At 48.3% G+C, this 21,047-nt stretch carries 16 protein-coding genes; 13 read left to right on the top strand and 3 right to left on the bottom strand.

Features of this window, described 5'->3' with window-relative positions; genetic code table 11:
* The 9 genes from tuf to rpoC form a co-directional block, all read left to right on the top strand.
* Window positions 1-1,177 (top strand): elongation factor Tu (gene tuf, locus AC6R0R_RS03360; RefSeq protein ID WP_500625705.1); only part of this gene is annotated, 1,177 nt, incomplete at its 5' end.
* A gap of 275 nt (window positions 1,178-1,452) precedes the next feature.
* Window positions 1,453-1,833, top strand: coding sequence for a preprotein translocase subunit SecE (secE, locus tag AC6R0R_RS03365; RefSeq protein WP_334555690.1), 381 nt, complete (start codon window positions 1,453-1,455; stop codon window positions 1,831-1,833).
* Between the two features lie 12 nt (window positions 1,834-1,845).
* A complete protein-coding gene (gene nusG / locus AC6R0R_RS03370) occupies window positions 1,846-2,394 on the top strand; it encodes a transcription termination/antitermination protein NusG (protein WP_334555691.1) in 549 nt (182 codons plus the stop codon).
* Window positions 2,395-2,553: 159 nt separating this feature from the next.
* The gene (rplK, locus tag AC6R0R_RS03375; protein ID WP_334555692.1) at window positions 2,554-2,982 is read left to right on the top strand and encodes a 50S ribosomal protein L11; all 429 of its coding nucleotides are present in this window, start codon (window positions 2,554-2,556) and stop codon (window positions 2,980-2,982) included.
* A 4-nt stretch (window positions 2,983-2,986) separates the two neighbouring features.
* On the top strand, window positions 2,987-3,688 hold the full coding sequence (gene rplA, locus AC6R0R_RS03380; protein WP_334555693.1) for a 50S ribosomal protein L1: 702 nt from the start codon (window positions 2,987-2,989) through the stop codon (window positions 3,686-3,688).
* 300 nt (window positions 3,689-3,988) lie between these two features.
* Complete coding sequence (gene rplJ / locus AC6R0R_RS03385) at window positions 3,989-4,483, top strand: 50S ribosomal protein L10 (RefSeq protein WP_487903413.1); 495 nt, start codon at window positions 3,989-3,991, stop codon at window positions 4,481-4,483.
* A gap of 58 nt (window positions 4,484-4,541) precedes the next feature.
* Entirely contained in the window at window positions 4,542-4,910 is a 369-nt protein-coding gene (gene rplL, locus AC6R0R_RS03390; protein ID WP_334555695.1) for a 50S ribosomal protein L7/L12, read from the top strand.
* Between the two features lie 232 nt (window positions 4,911-5,142).
* Window positions 5,143-9,171, top strand: a complete 4,029-nt coding sequence (rpoB, locus tag AC6R0R_RS03395) for a DNA-directed RNA polymerase subunit beta (protein ID WP_487903414.1) — start codon at window positions 5,143-5,145, stop codon at window positions 9,169-9,171.
* Between the two features lie 91 nt (window positions 9,172-9,262).
* Window positions 9,263-13,465: a DNA-directed RNA polymerase subunit beta' gene (rpoC, locus tag AC6R0R_RS03400; protein WP_500625706.1), complete on the top strand. Its 4,203-nt coding sequence runs from the start codon at window positions 9,263-9,265 to the stop codon at window positions 13,463-13,465.
* Between the two features lie 158 nt (window positions 13,466-13,623).
* Here rpoC and rsd read toward each other — a convergent pair whose 3' ends face one another.
* On the bottom strand, window positions 13,624-14,118 hold the full coding sequence (gene rsd, locus AC6R0R_RS03405; RefSeq protein ID WP_334555727.1) for a sigma D regulator: 495 nt from the start codon (window positions 14,116-14,118) through the stop codon (window positions 13,624-13,626).
* Between the two features lie 177 nt (window positions 14,119-14,295).
* Between rsd and nudC the strand changes: the two genes are divergently transcribed.
* The 4 genes from nudC to AC6R0R_RS03425 all read left to right on the top strand — a co-directional run bounded on the left by nudC (window position 14,296) and on the right by AC6R0R_RS03425 (window position 18,191).
* Complete coding sequence (nudC, locus tag AC6R0R_RS03410; RefSeq protein ID WP_500625707.1) at window positions 14,296-15,099, top strand: NAD(+) diphosphatase; 804 nt, start codon at window positions 14,296-14,298, stop codon at window positions 15,097-15,099.
* Between the two features lie 218 nt (window positions 15,100-15,317).
* Entirely contained in the window at window positions 15,318-16,385 is a 1,068-nt protein-coding gene (gene hemE, locus AC6R0R_RS03415; RefSeq protein WP_500625708.1) for a uroporphyrinogen decarboxylase, read from the top strand.
* 104 nt (window positions 16,386-16,489) lie between these two features.
* Complete coding sequence (locus AC6R0R_RS03420; RefSeq protein ID WP_334555700.1) at window positions 16,490-17,125, top strand: TetR/AcrR family transcriptional regulator; 636 nt, start codon at window positions 16,490-16,492, stop codon at window positions 17,123-17,125.
* A gap of 103 nt (window positions 17,126-17,228) precedes the next feature.
* Window positions 17,229-18,191 (top strand): DHH family phosphoesterase, encoded by a 963-nt coding sequence (locus AC6R0R_RS03425; RefSeq protein WP_500625709.1) that lies wholly within the window; start codon window positions 17,229-17,231, stop codon window positions 18,189-18,191.
* Between the two features lie 11 nt (window positions 18,192-18,202).
* On the opposite strand, the gene AC6R0R_RS03430 is transcribed toward AC6R0R_RS03425, so the two are convergent.
* On the bottom strand, window positions 18,203-19,294 hold the full coding sequence (locus tag AC6R0R_RS03430; RefSeq protein ID WP_500625714.1) for a murein hydrolase activator EnvC family protein: 1,092 nt from the start codon (window positions 19,292-19,294) through the stop codon (window positions 18,203-18,205).
* 160 nt (window positions 19,295-19,454) lie between these two features.
* Window positions 19,455-20,987 carry a 2,3-bisphosphoglycerate-independent phosphoglycerate mutase gene (gene gpmM, locus AC6R0R_RS03435; protein WP_500625710.1) on the bottom strand — a complete coding sequence of 511 codons (1,533 nt, stop codon included), beginning with the start codon at window positions 20,985-20,987 and terminating at the stop codon, window positions 19,455-19,457.
* Window positions 20,988-21,047: the final 60 nt, after the last annotated feature.

The raw sequence follows: 21,047 nt of genomic DNA on the forward strand, positions 1-21,047 counted from the left end.
AGAAAAATTTGAACGTGTAAAACCGCACGTAAACGTTGGTACTATCGGCCACGTTGACCACGGTAAAACAACTCTAACTGCAGCTATCTGTACTACTCTTGCAAAAGTTTACGGCGGTGCTGCTCGTGACTTCGCATCTATCGATAACGCTCCAGAAGAGCGTGAGCGCGGTATCACAATCGCAACTTCTCACGTAGAGTACGACACTCCAACTCGTCACTACGCACACGTAGACTGTCCAGGACACGCGGATTATGTTAAGAACATGATCACAGGTGCTGCACAGATGGACGGTGGTATCCTAGTTGTTGCTGCGACAGATGGCCCAATGCCACAAACTCGTGAGCACATCCTACTAGGCCGTCAGGTTGGTATTCCTTACATCATCGTATTCATGAACAAATGTGACATGGTTGACGATGAAGAGCTACTAGAACTAGTAGAAATGGAAGTACGTGAACTTCTATCTGAGTACGATTTCCCAGGTGATGACCTACCAGTTATCCAAGGTTCTGCACTAGGCGCACTAAACGGCGAAGAGCAGTGGGAAGCGAAAATTGTTGAACTAGCAGAAGCGCTAGACAACTACATCCCAGAGCCAGAGCGTGCAGTAGACATGCCGTTCCTAATGCCAATCGAAGACGTATTCTCAATCCAAGGTCGTGGTACTGTAGTAACAGGTCGTATCGAGCGCGGTATCCTAAACGTAGGTGACGAAGTTGCTATCGTAGGTATCAAAGACACTACTACTACAACATGTACTGGTGTTGAAATGTTCCGTAAGCTTCTAGACGAAGGTCGTGCGGGTGAGAACGTTGGTGCACTTCTACGTGGTACTAAGCGTGACGAAGTTGAGCGTGGTCAAGTACTAGCTAAGCCTGGTTCAATCACTCCACACACTAAGTTCGAGTCAGAAGTTTACGTACTATCTAAAGATGAAGGTGGTCGTCACACTCCATTCTTCAAAGGCTACCGTCCACAGTTCTACTTCCGTACAACTGACGTAACAGGTAACATCGAGCTACCTGAAGGCGTAGAAATGGTAATGCCAGGCGATAACATCAAGATGACTGTAGAGCTAATCGCACCAATCGCGATGGACGAAGGTCTACGTTTCGCGATCCGCGAAGGTGGCCGTACAGTTGGTGCTGGTGTTGTTGCTAAGATCTTCGACTAATTTAGATAAATTAGCTGAAGTCTTCGGAAAATCTTGGAATAAGATTTGACGAACCAGTAGCAAAGAGGGCATCATTTGATGCCCTTTTTCTGCACTGAAGATAATGTTTGCTGATTTGTTGTTCATGTAAGCATTACGCAGGAAAATTTTGATTAAAAACTGGGCGTTTTGATCAATAAAGAGTACGTCGACCAGTAATGATTGGCGTGTATGGATTTGCCCTGCAACAGCGGGGTTGTTGTCGTCTATATTAAGACTAATGACAGGCTGGTTTTATGAAAGCTAATAATGCTGAAACTCCTGAAAGCTCAAATAGCGCAGATATCTTTAAGTGGATTGTCACTTTTGTTCTGCTAGCTGCCGCTGTTGTGGGTAATTACCTGTACGGTGAACTCTCTGTAGTGATTCGCGCTGCAGGTGTTGTTGTGCTAATCGCTGCTGCACTGGGTGTGGCTGCTACAACAACGAAAGGTAAAGCTGCGATTGATTTTGCTAAAGAATCTCGCATGGAAGTTCGCAAAGTGGTTTGGCCTACTCGCCAAGAAACTATGCAAACAACTTTGATCGTTTTAGCTGTAAGTATTGTAATGGCTCTAGCACTTTGGGGCATTGACGGCATTATGGTTCGTCTTGTTGCCTTTGTGACTGGGGTATAGAGGTTTTAATTCATGAGTGAAGCTCCTAAAAAACGCTGGTATGTGGTTCAAGCCTTCTCTGGATTTGAAGGCCGCGTAGCTCAGTCTCTTCGTGAGCATATCAAAATGCATGGCATGGAAGAGCTGTTTGGTGAAGTGCTAGTCCCAACAGAAGAAGTTGTGGAAATGCGCGCAGGTCAACGTCGTAAATCTGAGCGTAAGTTCTTCCCGGGCTATGTTCTAGTCCAGATGATCATGAACGATGAATCATGGCACTTAGTACGTAGTGTGCCGCGTGTCATGGGCTTCATTGGTGGTACCTCAGATCGTCCAGCTCCTATCTCTGATAAGGAAGCTGACGCTATCTTGAATCGTCTTGAGAAAGCGAGTGAAGCACCTCGTCCACGTACTATGTACGAAGCGGGTGAAGTGGTTCGCGTGACCGACGGTCCATTTGCTGACTTCAACGGTACCGTTGAAGAAGTGGATTACGAGAAGAGCCGCCTGAAAGTGTCTGTATCGATTTTTGGTCGTGCAACACCAGTTGAGCTTGAATTTGGTCAAGTTGAAAAACATGATTAATTAATGACCTTTTAGGGTTGTGTAGGGCGCGGATTATGACTATAATTTCGCGCCTTATTATTTTGGCTGAAGCCCAGCTTCAACCAAAGTAACAAGTATTGACATCAACGGGGAGCTGTTCAGTCGAATAGCGTCTGTACCCAAAATTTAGGAATTATCATGGCTAAGAAAGTTGAAGCTTATATCAAGCTGCAAGTTGCTGCTGGTATGGCAAACCCAAGTCCACCAGTTGGTCCTGCACTAGGTCAACACGGTGTGAACATCATGGAATTCTGTAAAGCGTTCAACGCGAAAACAGAATCTCTAGAGAAAGGTCTACCAACTCCAGTTGTTATCACTGTATACAGTGACCGTTCTTTCACGTTCATCACTAAGACTCCACCTGCTGCAGTTCTTCTTAAGAAAGCGGCTGGCGTTAAGTCTGGTTCAGGTCGTCCAAACACTGAAAAAGTGGGTACTGTTACTGATGCTCAAATCCAAGAAATCGCAGAAACTAAAGCTGCTGATATGACTGGTGCTGACATCGAAGCGATGAAGCGTTCTATCGCAGGTACTGCTCGTTCAATGGGCCTAGTGGTAGAGGGTTAATAAGATGGCTAAACTAACTAAGCGCATGCGCGTAATCCGCGAAAAAGTTGACGTAACTAAAGAATACGAAATCAACGAAGCTGTAGCACTTCTTCAAGAGCTAGCAACAGCGAAATTCGTTGAGTCTGTAGACGTTGCTGTTAACCTTGGCATCGATGCTCGTAAATCTGACCAGAACGTACGTGGTGCAACTGTACTACCTCACGGTACTGGCCGCGATATCCGCGTTGCAGTGTTCACTCAAGGTGCAAACGCTGAAGCAGCTAAAGAAGCTGGCGCAGATCTAGTGGGTATGGAAGATCTTGCTGAGCAAGTGAAGAAAGGCGAAATGAACTTTGACGTTGTTGTTGCTTCTCCAGATGCAATGCGCGTTGTAGGTCAACTAGGTACTATCCTAGGTCCTCGCGGTCTAATGCCAAACCCTAAAGTTGGTACTGTAACTCCTAACGTTGCTGAAGCGGTTAAGAACGCTAAAGCGGGTCAGGTTCGTTACCGTAACGACAAAAACGGCATCATCCACACGACTATCGGTAAAGCAAACTTCTCTGCAGAGCAGATCAAAGAGAACCTAGAAGCACTTCTAGTGGCTCTGAAGAAAGCTAAGCCATCTTCAGCGAAAGGTGTTTTCCTGAAGAAAGTCAGCATCTCTACAACAATGGGTGCTGGTGTTGCTGTTGATCAGGCTAGCCTGAACACTCAAGCATAATATATTTGCTTAGGCGCAAAATTAATGTATAATTTTGCGCCTAATATTTGTGGTTGGGGCTGAACTTTGGTTCATTCAATTCGTTAAGAATTGGCTGTGAATTATGACCCAGTCTCCGTCCAAGACCGTAGGTGTCTGAATTTGTTTTACAACTTCAGGCTTAATTCTCCTACGTAGATGGTGCCCGAACTGACAGAAAGCTCTATGTAAATAGTTACCTTTCTTCTGGGAAGCACCTCAATAGCTCTCACTGTTGTGATAATAGTGAGTGGTGTAACAACAACCAGGAGTAAATCCAAGATGGCTTTAAACCTTCAAGACAAAAAAGCAATTGTTGCTGAAGTCAACGAAGCTGCCAGTGGTGCACTTTCTGCAGTTGTAGCTGATTCTCGTGGCGTTGAAGTAAGCGCAATGACTTCACTACGTAAGCAAGCTCGTGAAGCTGGCGTTTACGTACGAGTTGTTCGTAACACTCTAATGCGTCGTGCGGTTGAAGGTACAGACTACGAGTGTCTAACAGACACTTTCACTGGTCCTACTCTCATCGCGTTCTCTAACGAGCACCCAGGTGCTGCAGCGCGTCTTTTCAAAGACTTCGCTAAAGAGAACAAAGACTTCGAGATCAAAGCTGCTGCATTTGAAGGCGCGCTAACTGACGCTGAAGTACTAGCGACACTACCAACTTACGACGAAGCGATTGCACGCCTAATGATGTGCATGAAAGAAGCTTCTGCTGGCAAGTTGGCACGTACTATCGCTGCTATCCGCGATCAAAAAGAAGAAGCAGCGGCGTAAGCCTTGCTTTTTACTGGTTGCTAATTAAACTTATTGTTGATTTTAAAAGAGAATTGTTATGTCTATTACTAACGAGCAAATCCTAGACGCAATCGCAGAAATGTCTGTGATGCAAGTTGTTGAACTAATCGAAGCGATGGAAGAGAAGTTCGGCGTATCTGCTGCTGCTGCTGTTGTAGCTGGCGGTGCTGCTGCAGGCGAAGCTGCTGCTGAGCAAACTGAATTCGACGTAATCCTAGAATCTGCTGGCGGTAACAAAGTTGCTGTAATCAAAGCAGTACGTGGCGCAACTGGTCTAGGCCTTAAAGAAGCTAAAGCTCTAGTAGACGGCGCTCCAGCACCTCTAAAAGAAGGCGTTGAGAAAGCTGAAGCTGAAGCTCTTAAAGCTCAGCTAGAAGAAGCAGGTGCAAGTGTTACTGTTAAGTAATTACTGCATAGTTTCTTAGCCTAACGGCTAATGGCTGGTGGTTTTCTAACCACCGGCCTTTTTGCGCTGTAGGGCATAGGTGAATTTTCCGCTGTTTAGTCACCTAAGCTTAAGCAAAAAAACATTTCATTGTTGCTTTATGAAATGTCACTACTGTTAAACAGTTGTTCAGTCACTGTCTCCTAATGATTTGAGACAGTTTGGGTCACTTATCAGCGAGCTGAGGAACCCCATGGTTTACTCTTATACCGAGAAAAAGCGCATCCGTAAGGACTTTGGTACTCGTCCACAAGTTTTGGACATTCCATACCTGCTATCGATCCAGCTCGATTCGTTCGAAAAATTCATCGAACAGGATCCTGAGGGGCAATACGGTCTTGAGGCTGCTTTCCGTTCTGTATTCCCAATCCAGAGCTACAACGGCAATTCCGAGCTGCAATACGTTAGCTACCGTCTTGGTGAGCCAGTATTTGACGTGAAAGAATGTCAAATCCGCGGCGTTACTTATTCAAAACCACTACGCGTAAAACTTCGCCTAGTTATTTTTGATAAAGACGCGCCAGCAGGTACTGTCAAAGACATTAAAGAACAAGAAGTCTACATGGGCGAGATTCCGCTTATGACAGACAATGGTACCTTCGTAATCAATGGTACCGAGAGGGTTATCGTATCCCAGCTGCACAGAAGCCCAGGCGTATTCTTCGACAGCGATAAGGGTAAGACCCACTCATCGGGTAAAGTTCTTTATAACGCACGTGTTATCCCTTACCGTGGTTCATGGCTTGATTTTGAGTTCGATCCTAAGGATAACCTATACGTACGTATCGACCGCCGTCGTAAGCTACCCGCTTCGATCATTCTGCGCGCACTAGGTAAGACGACAGAAGAGATCCTAGACATCTTCTTTGAGAAGGTGAACTTCGAAGTGAAAGACCAAACTCTATTGATGGAGTTGGTCCCTGATCGCCTACGTGGCGAAACAGCGACATTCAATATCGAAGCCAACGGTACGGTGTATGTTGAACAAGGTCGTCGCGTGACGGCTCGCCACATTCGCCAGCTTGAAAAAGATGGTGTTGATCATATTGAAGTACCGGTTGAGTACATCGTAGGCAAAGTGGCATCAAAAGATTACATCAATGAAGCCACTGGCGAGATCATTGTTGCAGCTAACCAAGAGATCAGCCTAGAAGCACTCGCGAACCTGTCTCAAGCAGGTCACAAAGCGCTTGAAGTGCTCTTTACTAACGATCTTGATCACGGTCCATTCATGTCTGATACCTTGCGTATCGACAGCACCGTTGATCGCATCTCTGCGCTAGTTGAAATCTACCGCATGATGCGCCCTGGTGAGCCACCAACGAAAGAAGCGGCAGAAGCTCTGTTCGAAAGCCTATTCTTCTCGGAAGAGCGTTACGATCTATCGACTGTTGGTCGTATGAAGTTCAACAGCTCTATCGAACGTGAAGATGCTGGTGAGCAAGGCACTCTTGATGAGACTGATATCATCGAAGTGATGAAGAAGCTTATCGCTATCCGTAACGGCATCGGCGAAGTGGACGATATCGACCACCTAGGTAACCGTCGTATCCGTAGCGTTGGCGAAATGGCTGAAAACCAATTCCGTGTTGGTCTTGTTCGTGTCGAACGTGCGGTGAAAGAGCGTCTAAGCCTTGGCGATCTTGATGCTATCATGCCTCAAGACCTGATCAACGCTAAGCCTATCTCAGCGGCAGTAAAAGAATTCTTTGGCTCTTCACAGCTGTCTCAGTTTATGGACCAAAACAACCCACTATCAGAAGTCACGCACAAGCGTCGTATTTCTGCATTGGGTCCTGGCGGTCTAACTCGTGAGCGTGCTGGCTTCGAAGTACGTGACGTACACGTAACGCACTACGGTCGTCTATGTCCTATCGAAACGCCTGAAGGTCCAAACATCGGTCTGATCAACTCTCTGTCTGCGTTTGCGCGTTGTAACGAGTACGGTTTCCTAGAAACTCCATACCGTCGCGTTGTTGATGGCGTAGTAACAGACGAAGTGGATTACCTATCTGCTATTCAAGAAGGTCAGTACGTTATCGCTCAGGCGAACACGGTTCTGACTGAAGAAGGCACATTTGCTGAAGAGCTGATCACGGCTCGTCAGAAAGGTGAATCTGGTCTACACCCACGCGAACATGTTGATTACATGGACGTTGCAACCAACCAGGTTGTATCTATCGCTGCATCGCTTATCCCGTTCCTAGAACACGATGATGCGAACCGTGCATTGATGGGTGCGAACATGCAACGTCAGGCTGTTCCAACACTGAAGGCTGACAAGCCTCTCGTTGGTACGGGTATCGAGCGTAACATCGCGGTTGACTCTGGTGTGACAGCGGTAGCGAAACGTGGTGGTGTTATCCAGTCAGTGGACGCATCGCGCATCGTCGTTAAGGTTAACGAAGAAGAGTTGATTCCTGGCGAAGCGGGTATCGATATCTACAACCTAACGAAGTACACACGTTCAAACCAAAACACGTGTATCAACCAGCGTCCATGTGTGATGCCAGGTGAGTCTGTACTACGTGGCGACGTTCTAGCTGATGGTCCTTCAACAGACCTTGGTGAGCTAGCGCTTGGTCAGAACATGCGTATCGCGTTCATGCCTTGGAACGGTTACAACTTCGAAGACTCGATCTTAGTGTCTGAGCGCGTCGTTCAAGAAGACCGTTTCACAACGATCCACATCCAAGAGCTATCTTGTGTGGCGCGTGATACTAAGCTTGGCGCAGAAGAGATCACAGCTGACATTCCAAACGTAGGTGAGTCTGCTCTGTCTAAACTTGACGAGTCAGGTATCGTATACATCGGTGCTGAAGTGAAGGGTGGCGACATCCTAGTTGGTAAAGTGACGCCGAAAGGTGAAACTCAGCTGACGCCTGAAGAGAAGCTACTGCGTGCTATCTTCGGTGAAAAAGCATCAGACGTGAAAGATACGTCACTGCGTGTACCAAACTCTGTTTCAGGTACTATCATCGATGTTCAAGTCTTTACTCGTGATGGCGTAGAGAAAGACAAGCGTGCGCTTGAAATTGAGCAGATGCAGCTGAAAGAAGCGAAGAAAGACCTAACTGAAGAATTCCAGATTCTTGAGGGTGGCCTTCTTAACCGTGTGAGAGCTGTCTTGATTGACGGTGGCTACGCGGAAGCGAAACTTGACGCAACGGATCGTAAGAAGTGGCTTGAGTTCACGCTAGAAGACGACGCACTACAAACTCAGCTAGAGCAATTGGCTGAGCAGTGGGACGAGCTAAAAGCGGACTTTGATAAGAAGTTTGAAACTAAGCGTCGTAAGATCACACAGGGTGATGATCTTGCTCCTGGCGTACTGAAGATTGTGAAAGTTTACCTCGCGGTGAAACGTCGCATTCAGCCTGGTGATAAGATGGCGGGTCGTCACGGTAACAAGGGTGTAATCTCTAAGATCAACCCTGTTGAAGACATGCCATACGATGAGAAAGGCCAACCGGTCGACATCGTTCTGAACCCACTGGGTGTACCTTCGCGTATGAACATCGGTCAGATCCTAGAAGTTCACTTAGGTCTGGCGGCGAAAGGCATCGGTGACAAGATCAACCAGATGGTGAAAGAGCAGCAAGAGCTGGCTAAGTTCCGTGACTTCCTACAGAAAGTCTACGACCTTGGCGAAACGCGTCAGCAAGTGGACATTGCTTCACTATCAGATGACGAAGTACGCACGCTGATCGGAAACCTTCGTGGTGGTCTACCAATCGCGACACCAGTCTTTGACGGTGCGAACGAAACATCAATTAAAGAGCTACTGAAACTGGGTGATCTACCAGAGTCTGGTCAGCTAACACTGTTTGATGGTCGCACTGGTGATGCGTTTGAGCGTCCGGTAACCGTAGGTTACATGTACATGCTCAAACTGAACCACCTTGTTGATGACAAGATGCATGCTCGTTCAACCGGCTCATACAGCCTAGTAACTCAGCAGCCACTTGGTGGTAAAGCTCAGTTCGGTGGTCAGCGTTTCGGTGAGATGGAAGTATGGGCACTTGAAGCATACGGTGCTGCTTACACGCTACAAGAAATGCTAACCGTTAAGTCGGATGACGTGAACGGCCGTACGAAGATGTACAAAAACATCGTCGACGGTAACCACAGCATGGAACCTGGTATGCCAGAATCGTTCAACGTATTGTTGAAAGAGATTCGCTCGCTAGGTATCAACATCGAGCTAGAAGACGAAGAGTAATCCACCATCTCTGAGACAGAGATAAATTGGGTTATTTGGTAGAAGGTGCCTGTCTTGGCGGGCATCTTTTAACTCCTTACAGGAGCTGATTGTGAAAGACTTATTAAACTTTCTAAAAGCACAGCATAAGACCGAAGAGTTTGATGCAATCAAAATCGGTCTATCTTCACCAGACATGATCCGTTCATGGTCTTTCGGTGAAGTGAAAAAACCTGAAACGATCAACTATCGTACGTTCAAACCTGAGCGCGATGGTCTGTTCTGTGCGCGTATTTTTGGCCCAGTAAAAGACTACGAATGTCTTTGTGGCAAATACAAGCGTCTGAAACACCGTGGTGTTATCTGTGAGAAGTGTGGCGTTGAAGTTACACAAACTAAAGTTCGTCGTGACCGCATGGGCCACATCGAGCTTGCTTCACCAGTGGCTCACATCTGGTTCCTAAAATCACTGCCGTCTCGTATCGGTCTACTGATGGATATCCCTCTACGTGATATCGAACGTGTTCTTTACTTCGAAATGTACGTGGTAACAGAGCCGGGTATGACGGATCTAGAAAAAGGTCAGATGCTGACTGAAGAAGAGTATCTGGATCGTCTAGAAGAGTGGGGTGATGAATTCACGGCTAAGATGGGCGCAGAAGCGATCAAAGACCTACTTGCGTCTATGGATCTGCCTGCTGAAATCGAAGAGATGCGTGAAGAGCTTCAGTCGACTAACTCAGAGACTAAGCGTAAGAAAATCACGAAGCGTCTGAAGCTTGTTGAAGCGTTTGTTCAGTCTGGTAACAACCCAGAGTGGATGATCCTGACTGTGCTTCCGGTACTTCCGCCAGATCTACGTCCTCTAGTACCACTAGACGGCGGTCGTTTCGCGACATCTGATCTGAACGACCTATACCGTCGCGTGATCAACCGTAACAACCGTTTGAAGCGTCTACTAGAGCTAGCGGCTCCGGACATCATCGTACGTAACGAAAAGCGTATGTTGCAAGAGTCTGTTGATGCCCTTCTAGATAACGGTCGTCGCGGTCGTGCGATCACAGGTTCGAATAAGCGCCCTCTGAAATCTCTTGCTGATATGATCAAGGGTAAACAAGGTCGTTTCCGTCAGAACCTTCTAGGTAAACGTGTAGACTACTCTGGCCGTTCTGTAATCACAGTAGGTCCATACCTTCGTCTGCACCAGTGTGGTCTTCCTAAGAAGATGGCACTTGAGCTATTCAAACCATTCATCTACAGCAAGCTAGAGACTCGTGGTCTTGCGACGACAATCAAAGCTGCGAAGAAGATGGTAGAGCGTGAAGAAGCGGTTGTTTGGGATATCCTAGACGAAGTGATCCGTGAACACCCAGTACTATTGAACCGTGCACCAACACTTCACCGTCTTGGTATCCAGGCGTTCGAACCTGTACTGATCGAAGGTAAAGCGATTCAGCTACACCCACTTGTGTGTGCGGCGTATAACGCGGACTTCGACGGTGACCAAATGGCGGTTCACGTGCCTCTAACTCTAGAAGCACAGCTTGAAGCTCGTACTCTGATGATGTCGACAAACAACATTCTGTCGCCAGCGTCAGGTGATCCTATCATCGTACCTTCTCAGGACGTGGTATTGGGTCTGTACTACATGACACGTGAAAAGATCAACGTGAAAGGTGAAGGCATGTACCTTGCTGGCCCAGAAGAGGCTGAAAAGGCATACCGCACTAAGAGCGCTGAGCTACACGCACGCGTAAAAGTACGTATTACTGAAACCGTTGTTGATGAAGACGGCAACAGCACCACTGAAACCAAACTCGTGGACACCACGATTGGTCGTGCAATGCTATGGCAAATCGTGCCATCAGGTCTTCCATACAGCTTAGTGAACCAAAAGCTTGGTAAGAAACAGATTTCGAACCTGTTGAACGAGGCTTACCGTAAACTGGGCCTGAAAGATACGGTTATCTTCGCTGACCAAATCATGTACGCAGGTTTTGCTTACGCAGCACTATCTGGTGTGTCTGTCGGTATCGACGACATGGTAGTACCAGAGGCGAAGTACACTGAAATCGCAGAAGCAGAAGAAGAAGTACGCGAAATCCAAGAACAGTACCAGTCAGGTCTTGTTACTGCGGGTGAGCGCTACAACAAAGTGATCGATATTTGGGCATCAACCAACGATCGTGTTGCGAAAGCGATGATGGAGAACCTCTCTTCTGAAACTGTGGTTAACCGCGATGGTGAAGAAGAGCAACAAGAGTCGTTCAACAGCATCTACATGATGGCTGACTCGGGCGCTCGTGGTTCTGCTGCTCAGATTCGTCAGCTTGCCGGTATGCGTGGTCTGATGGCGCGTCCAGATGGTTCAATCATCGAAACGCCGATCACTGCAAACTTTAAAGAAGGTCTAAACGTACTTCAGTACTTTATCTCAACGCACGGTGCTCGTAAGGGTCTTGCGGATACGGCACTGAAAACAGCGAACTCGGGTTACCTAACTCGTCGTCTCGTAGACGTTGCTCAAGACGTTGTCGTTACCGAGCATGACTGTGGTACGCACGAAGGCGTCGACATGATGCCTCACATCGAAGGTGGTGACGTTAAAGTGGCACTGACTGAGCTAGCGCTAGGTCGTGTTGTTGCTGAAGACGTGATGAAGCCAGGTACTGAAGAAGTTCTTATTCCACGTAACACGCTGATCGATGAGAAGTGGTGTCAAATCATGGAAGAGAACTCAGTAGACAGCATGCGCGTACGCTCTGTTGTAACCTGTGATGCTGACTTCGGTTGTTGTGCACAATGTTACGGTCGTGACCTAGCACGTGGTCACCTCGTGAACCAAGGTGAAGCAGTAGGTGTTATCGCTGCTCAGTCTATCGGTGAACCAGGTACACAGCTAACGATGCGTACGTTCCACATCGGTGGTGCGGCATCGACAGCAGCGGCAGAGAACAGCATCCAAGCGAAGAACGACGGTTCTGTGAAACTCAGCAATGCGAAATTTGTTATCAACAAAGATGGCAAGCTGGTGATCACCTCTCGTGCTTCTGAAATGATGATCATTGACGAGTTCGGTCGTACTAAAGAGAAACACAAATTGCCTTACGGCTCTCTATTGAGCAAAGGCGATGGCGACGCAGTGAAGTCCGGTGAGACCGTGGCAAACTGGGAAGCGCACACCATGCCAATCATCACTGAAGTGGCAGGTCGCATCCAGTTCGTTGACATGATCGATGGCGTAACTGTATCTCGTCAAACCGACGATTTGACTGGTCTATCTTCAAGCGAAGTGACGGAAGCCGCCGCTCGCCCAGCAGCAGGTAAAGATATGCGTCCAGCTATCAAACTTGTTGATGCGCAAGGCAACGATGTATTGATTCCTGGTACTGAAATGCCAGCGCATTACTTCCTGCCTGGTAAAGCGATTGTGAACATCGAAGACGGCGCTGAAGTGGGTGTGGGTGATACACTTGCACGTATTCCTCAGAAGTCAGGTGGTAACCGAGATATCACTGGTGGTCTTCCACGCGTTGCGGACCTATTCGAAGCTCGTAAGCCAAAAGAGCCTGCGATCCTTGCTGAGCACACAGGTACTGTGTCATTCGGTAAAGAGACCAAAGGTAAGCGTCGTCTAGTGATCACTCGTGAAGGTGGTGACACCTACGAAGAGATGATTCCTAAGCACCGTCAGCTTAACGTGTTCGAAGGTGAGAAAGTGGAACGTGGTGATGTGATCGCCGACGGCCCAGAGTCTCCGCATGACATCCTTCGTCTACGTGGTATCCACGCTGTGACGCAATACATCGCGAACGAAGTTCAAGAAGTATACCGTCTGCAAGGCGTTAAGATTAACGATAAGCACATCGAGACTATCGTTCGTCAGATGCTACGTAAGTGTACTATCACACACGCTGGTGACTCAGAGTTCCTAGCGGGTGAGCAGGTAGAATACTCACAAGTGAAGATTGCGAACCGCCAGCTAGAAGCTGAAGGCAAAGAGCCAGCTCGCTTTGAACGTGAACTACTAGGTATCACGAAAGCGTCGCTAGCGACTGAGTCGTTCATCTCTGCGGCATCGTTCCAGGAAACAACTCGCGTACTAACAGAAGCGGCTGTTTCTGGTAAGCGTGATGAGCTACGTGGTCTGAAAGAAAACGTGATTGTTGGTCGTCTGATTCCAGCAGGTACCGGTTTCGCATACCACCAAGATCGTCAAGCGAAGCGTGCACAAGAGCAAGAAGGTCCATCTGCTGAACAAGCAACAGACAACCTTGCAGCATTGCTTAACGCAGGTTTCTCTTCTGAAGAGTAATCATACAGCGACATGAAAAAAGGCACCTTCGGGTGCCTTTTTTGTATTTTGGAATAGAATTTAGTGCCTAGTGCCTAGTGCCTAGTGCCTAGTGGTCGATGTCTGTTGACTTATCGAAGTGAATCGACCATTAAGTAAATGAGGGGGCTGGTTATAAGTTAAGCGCCGGGCGGAATGGCTAAGCTGTCCGCAATAAGCTGAATGAGGCGATCTTCGACTTCGAAGCGCTCTTCGATCACTTCGCCAATCTCAGACATGTCCGCATCAAAATCGTCTAACGTCTCGTCGTCGCTCACCGCTGCGTACTTATCGGTAAAGTTTAATAAAGGCTCCGTGGTCAGGACAATTTTACCGTAGGTATCGTTTATCTCATCGGTCGCTTCAAAGCCTGTCGAGCGCCATTTATCCATGACCATGTCGTAAATTTTAAAATGCCCTTCGGAAATATAGTCGACCAGTTCGCCACAAAAATGTTGCAGTTCAGCAGGGGTAGGGAGTTCGACGACAGCCGTTTTCGAGGAGGTCGGTTGCAAGGCGGCAAGCTTACAAAATTCAACGATCAAACGTTGGCGGCTATCTAACCAATGGTCGATAACATCACTCGATCCGCCCCATTGTTCTTGGGTTCTTTTTAGTTTTCTTAACATGACCAGGCCCTCTTGTCGGATCACCATCCGGATGATCGTTGCGCTTTGAAATCAAAGCAGTTTGAGAGAATTAACCTCTTGTCCTTACTAAAATTTATAGCCGGAGATCTTTCCCACTACAAACTCTGGTATGAATTTAGATTGCCAGTAAAATAGACGAACTGCAAGTAAAGGGAGTGGCTGATGTTAAAGAAAAGTGACACGAACCGTATGGGTGATGCTTACTGGTGTGTGGTCTCGGGAAGTGAGCTTTGGTTACCCGACGGTGCGTTGCCAAAAGGCTGTGCTGACACCCTCGAATTGCCTGCGCATGAGGCGATAGAAATCGGTCACTACGAAGGGCTTCCCGTCATGTGGCTTTGTGAGGAGTGGGTGGACCAACCATTACCTCTTACTTCGCTTCGAGAAGCGCTTACGCTACCTGAGGCGCTGTTTCTGTTGGCCAGCAAAGCGGTGCAATATGGTTACATGCGTCAGACGATGCGTTTTTGCCCGCAATGCGGTGGCCGTAACCATCTCAATCACAATCAATTGGCGATGCAGTGTGGTGAATGCCGAACGTTGCATTATCCGCGCATTTTTCCCTGTATTATCGTCGCTGTACGCCACCAAGACTCGATTTTACTTGCTCAACACCCGAGACATCGAAATGGCATGTACACCGTCATAGCGGGCTTTGTAGAAGTCGGAGAGACCCTTGAGCAATGCGTGGCGCGAGAAGTCAAAGAGGAGACGGGGATTGACGTCACCAACGTGCGTTACTTTGGTAGTCAACCTTGGGCCTTTCCATCGAGCATGATGATGGGCTTTTTAGCCGACTATGCCGGTGGCACATTGAAACCCGACTACAGTGAGCTCAGTGATGCGCAGTGGTTTACGGTTGACGCGATGCCGCCCGTTGCGCCAGTCGGAACCATCGCGAGAGCACTGATTGAACATACGCTTGCAGAGATAAAAAAAACCCTCCGAGAGGGAGGGGGTAAGTAAGATGTCGTTATGAGATGCTGAACACGGAGATGTTCAGTTTATAATTGTAGTTTTCGCTAGCAAACAAATATTTAACACTCCAATGCGTTGAGCGCAAATTAAGCACTGATTTAATAGTAAATAACTTGATCTGGGTTGCAAAGCACACCGCTTTTGAGAGCTAAACAGTGTTAGAATACGAACGATAAAAAGTCAGCTTAAATGATTGGAAGAACAGAATGACAGAACTCAAAAACGATCGTTATCTTCGTGCTCTGCTCAAAGAGCCTGTTGATTACACCCCGGTATGGATGATGCGCCAAGCGGGTCGCTACCTGCCAGAATACAAAGCCACGCGCGCGCAAGCGGGTGATTTTATGTCACTGTGTAAAAACGCAGAGCTGGCCTCAGAAGTGACACTTCAACCGTTACGTCGCTTTCCACTTGATGCCGCGATTTTGTTCTCCGATATTTTGACGATTCCAGATGCGATGGGATTAGGCCTCCGCTTTGCTGCGGGTGAGGGCCCGGTGTTCGATCGCCCGATTACCTCGAAAGCTGACGTCGATAAAATTGGCATCCCAGATCCAGAAGGCGAACTTCAGTACGTCATGAACGCTGTGCGCCAAATTCGTAAAGATCTCAATGGTGACGTGCCGCTGATTGGTTTCTCGGGTAGCCCATGGACGCTCGCTACCTACATGGTAGAAGGCGGAAGCTCAAAAGCCTTCACCAAAATTAAAAAGATGATGTATGCCGAGCCACAAACCTTGCACCTGTTGCTAGATAAACTGGCGGACAGTGTGATTGCGTACCTTAACGCGCAAATCAAAGCGGGCGCACAATCCGTGATGGTGTTTGATACTTGGGGCGGTGTATTGACCCCTCGTGATTATCAGCTGTTCTCATTGCAGTACATGCACAAAATTGTCGATGGACTGCTGCGTGAAAACGAAGGCCGTCGCGTTCCTGTCACACTATTTACTAAAAACGGCGGAATGTGGCTTGAGCAGATCGCCGCAACGGGGTGTGATGCGGTCGGACTGGATTGGACCATCAACATCGAAGACGCCAAAGCGCGAGTCGGTGACAAAGTGGCACTGCAAGGCAACATGGACCCATCCATGCTCTATGCCTCACCGGAGCGAATCCAACAAGAGGTAGCGAGCATTCTGGCGGGCTTTGGTGATGCGGGCACAGGTCACGTATTTAACCTCGGACACGGCATCCATTTGGACGTGCCACCTGAAAATGCTGGCGTGTTTGTTGAGGCGGTCCACGAGTTATCCAAGCCATACCACAAATAATTGAGTAATCTTTGCAAAGCGCCTGATATGACCAGGCGCTTTTTTGTTATCGGTTACACTAGCCGCTATACTGCTGAAATAACAAGAAAGGATACGGATTATTCATGAAGACTCGCGACAAAATTGTCTTAGCGGCTTTGGAGCTGTTTAACGAGCATGGTGAACGCACCATTACCACCAATCATATCGCCGCGCATATTGATATTAGTCCCGGGAATCTCTATTACCACTTCCGCAATAAGCAAGAAATTGTGCGTGAGATTTTTACGCTCTACTCCAACGAGCTGCTTGAACGTTTCACGCCGATTCAAGGTCAGCAGGAGAGTTTGGTGTTACTTAAGCACTATCTCGACTCTATTTTTACCCTGATGTGGAAATACCGTTTCTTCTATGCCAACTTGCCAGAAATCTTGGGCCGAGATGAACAGCTGCATGATGACTACATTCAAGTGCAGGAGAAGCTGCAAACCAATCTCATTGGGATCATGCACGCCTTTGTCGCTTTGGATTTATTGGATGTCTCTGAGCAAGAAATGCAATCTCTGGTCACTAGCTTACATTTGATTGCGTCCAGTTGGCTGGCGTATCAATCTGCCATGTCTCCACGGACACAGATTACCGAGCAAGTCATTCATCGCGGAATGCTACAAATGATCGCCATTGTGAAGCCCAAAGCGACGGCTCAGGGGCTTGAACAGTTACAATTGTTTGAGGAAGGGGTCAAAGCCATGCATGCTTAACGGCGCGCAGCACTGGCTTTTTCGATCCTAGTTATAACGAATTAAAATTGTTAGATTTTTTAAGACCCATTACAGTATCGAAAGATAAGTGAATGGGTTTTTTATGCATTACGATGTGTTTAATGGCGATGCCGATGGCATCATTGCCTTACTGCAACTGCGCTTAGCGCAGCCGAAAGAGACAACGCTGGTCACCGGCGTCAAACGTGACATCCAATTGCTAGACAAGGTATCGCCACAGCCTGGCGATAGCGTGACAGTGCTCGATATCTCGATGGAAAAAAATCGAGTCGCGTTGGAGAGCTTACTGGATGGCGGTGTGTCAGTCTTCTATGCCGATCATCACCGATCGGGCAACATCCCCGAGCACCCACTGCTCGATGCTCACATCAATCTCGATGCCAACATGTGTACCGCGCTCATTGTCGATCAGTGGCTCGACGGGCGTTTTCACTTTTGGGCCATCACCGCTGCCTTTGGCGACAATCTTATTGCGACAGCGCAGCAGCTAGCTACCCAAGCGGGGCTGGATGGTAAACAAGCCGCGCAGCTACAAGAGTTGGGGACGCTGATCAATTACAACGGTTATGGCGCCAAGATTGAGGACTTGCACTACCACCCGGCAGCACTGTTTAACACCCTTTTGGCTTATGATGATCCTTTTGCTGTGATTGCTGACAAGCACTCCCCATATTGGCAATTAAAAGCCGCTTATCACGCAGACATGGAGAGGGCATTGTCGGTGGAAGCCAGTTACCGTAGCCCAACATTGAGTGTCTTTGAATTGCCTGATGAACCCGCGGCAAGGCGCGTCAGCGGCGTGTATGGCAACGCGTTAGCGAATCAGGCGCCTCACTCTGCGCACGCAGTACTGACACAAAATCCTGATGGGAGTTTCTTGGTTTCACTGCGTGCGCCTTTGAACAATAAACAGGGAGCAGGGGCGATTTGTTCGGCGTTTGCGACGGGCGGTGGAAGAGAGGGGGCCGCTGGCATCAATGCGCTACCCGCCAATCAATTAGCGACGTTTATTGAACAGGTTGAGGCGTACTATCAGCCGCGCTGACCATCGCTAGGCTAACGGGTGAGCCACTGACTTGGGTCTTGGGTTTTGCTGTTACGGCGAATCTCAAAGTAGAGGGACGCCTGTGGCTGACCGCCAGTATCACCTGCTAGGGCAATGGTCTCTCCGGCGGTGACTTTGTCGCCTTCTTTTTTCATCAAACTTTGGTTAAACCCGTATAAGGTCATATCGCCTTTGCCGTGATCCAGCAGAACAACCAGGCCATAGCCTCGTAAATACTCCGCAAAGACCACGGTGCCAGAATAGACGGCTTTGACCGATTGACCGTAATCGGCATCAATCACCCATCCCTTCCAGCTTAATTGACCAGTTTGTGGCGCGCCGTAGCGATGTAGGATACGGCCTTTCAGTGGCCAAGGCAGTTTGCCTTTTTGTCGTGCAATACCATCCATCGGCACGGCATTGCGTTTAGCGGCCTTGGCGATTTCCGCTTTTAAGCGCGTCTCATTGCGTTGCAATTCAGAAAGGTAGACTTGGTCGTTGGAAATGCTCTTTTTGATGTTGGCGACCGTGCCTTGGCGACTGGATTGCGTTTTGGTGAGCGCGTTTTTCTGCTCAGTTTGCTGCTTGAGTAGTGCAGCAATTTGCGCTTGTTCTAACTCGAGTTGGCGTTGACTTGACGTTAGCTTTTCAGTAGTGAGTTGCAACTCATCGATGATGTCAGCGCGCTGTTTGGCTAGGTGTTGGAAGTATTGGCTGATGCGATCTTCTTCCACACCACGATTGAGCATATTGGCTGGCGCTTTCGCACGTTCTGTCATGTAATAGGTCTGAATCAACTCGGCAAGCTTGTCGCTTTGGGCTTTTTTTTGCGCTTCTAGCTGATCAATTTGGCGTTGGAGCTCTGCAATGCTCTCTTGGGTTTTCTTTTGTTGCGCCTTGGTCTCAGTGATCTCTTTTTCGAGTCGAGTGATGCTCAGTTCTTGCTGTTTGAGAGACTGCTGAAGCTCATCGAGCTTTTTTTGTTGCGAGGAGAGATTTTGCTTTTGGCGGGAAATCTCGCTACTGACCCCTTTAAGCTCAGAGGTCGAGGCAAAACTGGTCATAGGAAGCCAACAGAGTACGGCGAGAATCCAAACCGTCATCGGTTTCAAAAGCAAACTGCGCTGTCCTTGCCCAACCAATACCATGGCTCTGTCTGTCCTAAGTGTTTGAGATTGAGTCAGTATACCCAAATCAGAAATTGGAATACACAAAAAGCCCGAGCATGGGCTCGGGCTTTGGTTCTCTATCACAGCAGCAAAATTATTTAACCAGAATTTCTCCGGTCATTTCTGCTGGGATTTCTAGACCTGCAAGAGACAGCATGGTTGGCGCTAGGTCAGACAGTTTTCCGCCTTCTTTAAACTCAACCGCTTTGTCACCAACGTAAATCAGAGGCACCGGTAGGTTGGTGTGCGCAGTGTGTGTGCCGCCTGTTTCTGGGTCGACCATCATTTCCGCGTTACCGTGGTCTGCTGTGATCAGCAGTTGACCGCCCACTTCTTTGATTGCTTCAACGACTTGGCCAACGCTGGCGTCTAGCGCTTCAATCGCTTTTTCTGCTGCGTCGTACACACCAGTGTGACCGACCATATCGGCGTTCGGGTAGTTACAGATGATGGTGTCGTATTTGCCAGATTTGATCGCGGCAACCATCTTTTCAGTCAGTTCAGCAGAGCTCATTTCTGGTTGAAGGTCGTACGTCGCCACTTTTGGAGAAGCCACGAGTTGACGCTCTTCACCGTCGAACTCTTGCTCAACACCACCGTTGAAGAAGAAGGTCACGTGTGCGTATTTTTCTGTCTCTGAAATACGTAGCTGAGTTTGGCCTTGCTTTGATAGCCACTCACCGTAGGTGTTCTCAAGAGACGCCGGTGGGAAGGCAATCGCCAGTGGGATATCGGCAGCGTACTGAGTCAGCATCACAAAGTGAAGGGCTGGGAATACCGCACGCTCAAAACCGTCAAATTCAGGCACGAAAGCACGTGTAATTTGGCGTGCGCGGTCTGCACGGTAGTTCATGAAGATCAACGCGTCGCCGTCTTGCATGATGGCGTCTTCTTGTGCGTCAGTCTTAATCGCAGTGGCTTTAACAAATTCGTCGTTCTCTTCGCGAGCGTAAGCCGCTTCAAGACCCTCAACCGCAGAATCAAACGTGAAGTCCGCTTTAGCTTGCGTTAGCAAGTCGTAAGCAACTTGAACACGTTCCCAGTTGTTGTCACGGTCCATTGCGTAGTAACGGCCCACTAGAGAAGCAATGCGACCTTTACCCAGCTTCGCAAACAGTTCATCAAAGCGCTTGAGTGAGTTTTCTGCGCTGCGTGGTGGTGTGTCACGACCGTCTAGGAAGCAGTGTAGGTAGATCTTTTCTGCGCCACGAGCGGCAGCCATTTCAACCGCTGCGTAGATGTGATCTTCGTGAGAGTGAACACCGCCTGGTGACATCAGACCCATGATATGAACCGCTTTCCCGGCTTTTACCGCCGCGTCTACTGCTTCGACTAGCGCTGGCGTTTCGGCAAATTCGCCGTCAGAGATGGATTTGGTGATACGAGTCAGATCTTGGTAAACCACACGGCCAGCACCAATGTTTGTGTGACCCACTTCTGAGTTACCCATTTGACCGTCCGGTAGACCAACGTCCATACCTGATGCAGAAATGAGTGTGTGTGGGTGGTTAGCAAGTAGCGCATCCATAACCGGTTTTTTTGCGTTTGCGATAGCGTTGCTTGCTGTGTCCTCACGGTGACCGTAACCGTCAAGGATAACTAGAGCCAATGGCTTCTTAGCTGACATAGTGATGTCCTCGTTAAAATTTCAAAGTAACTTTGGAAACAAAATTAGCGTAATTTTACT

The organism is Vibrio sp. R12-SW3-ISO1 (assembly GCF_059834005.1).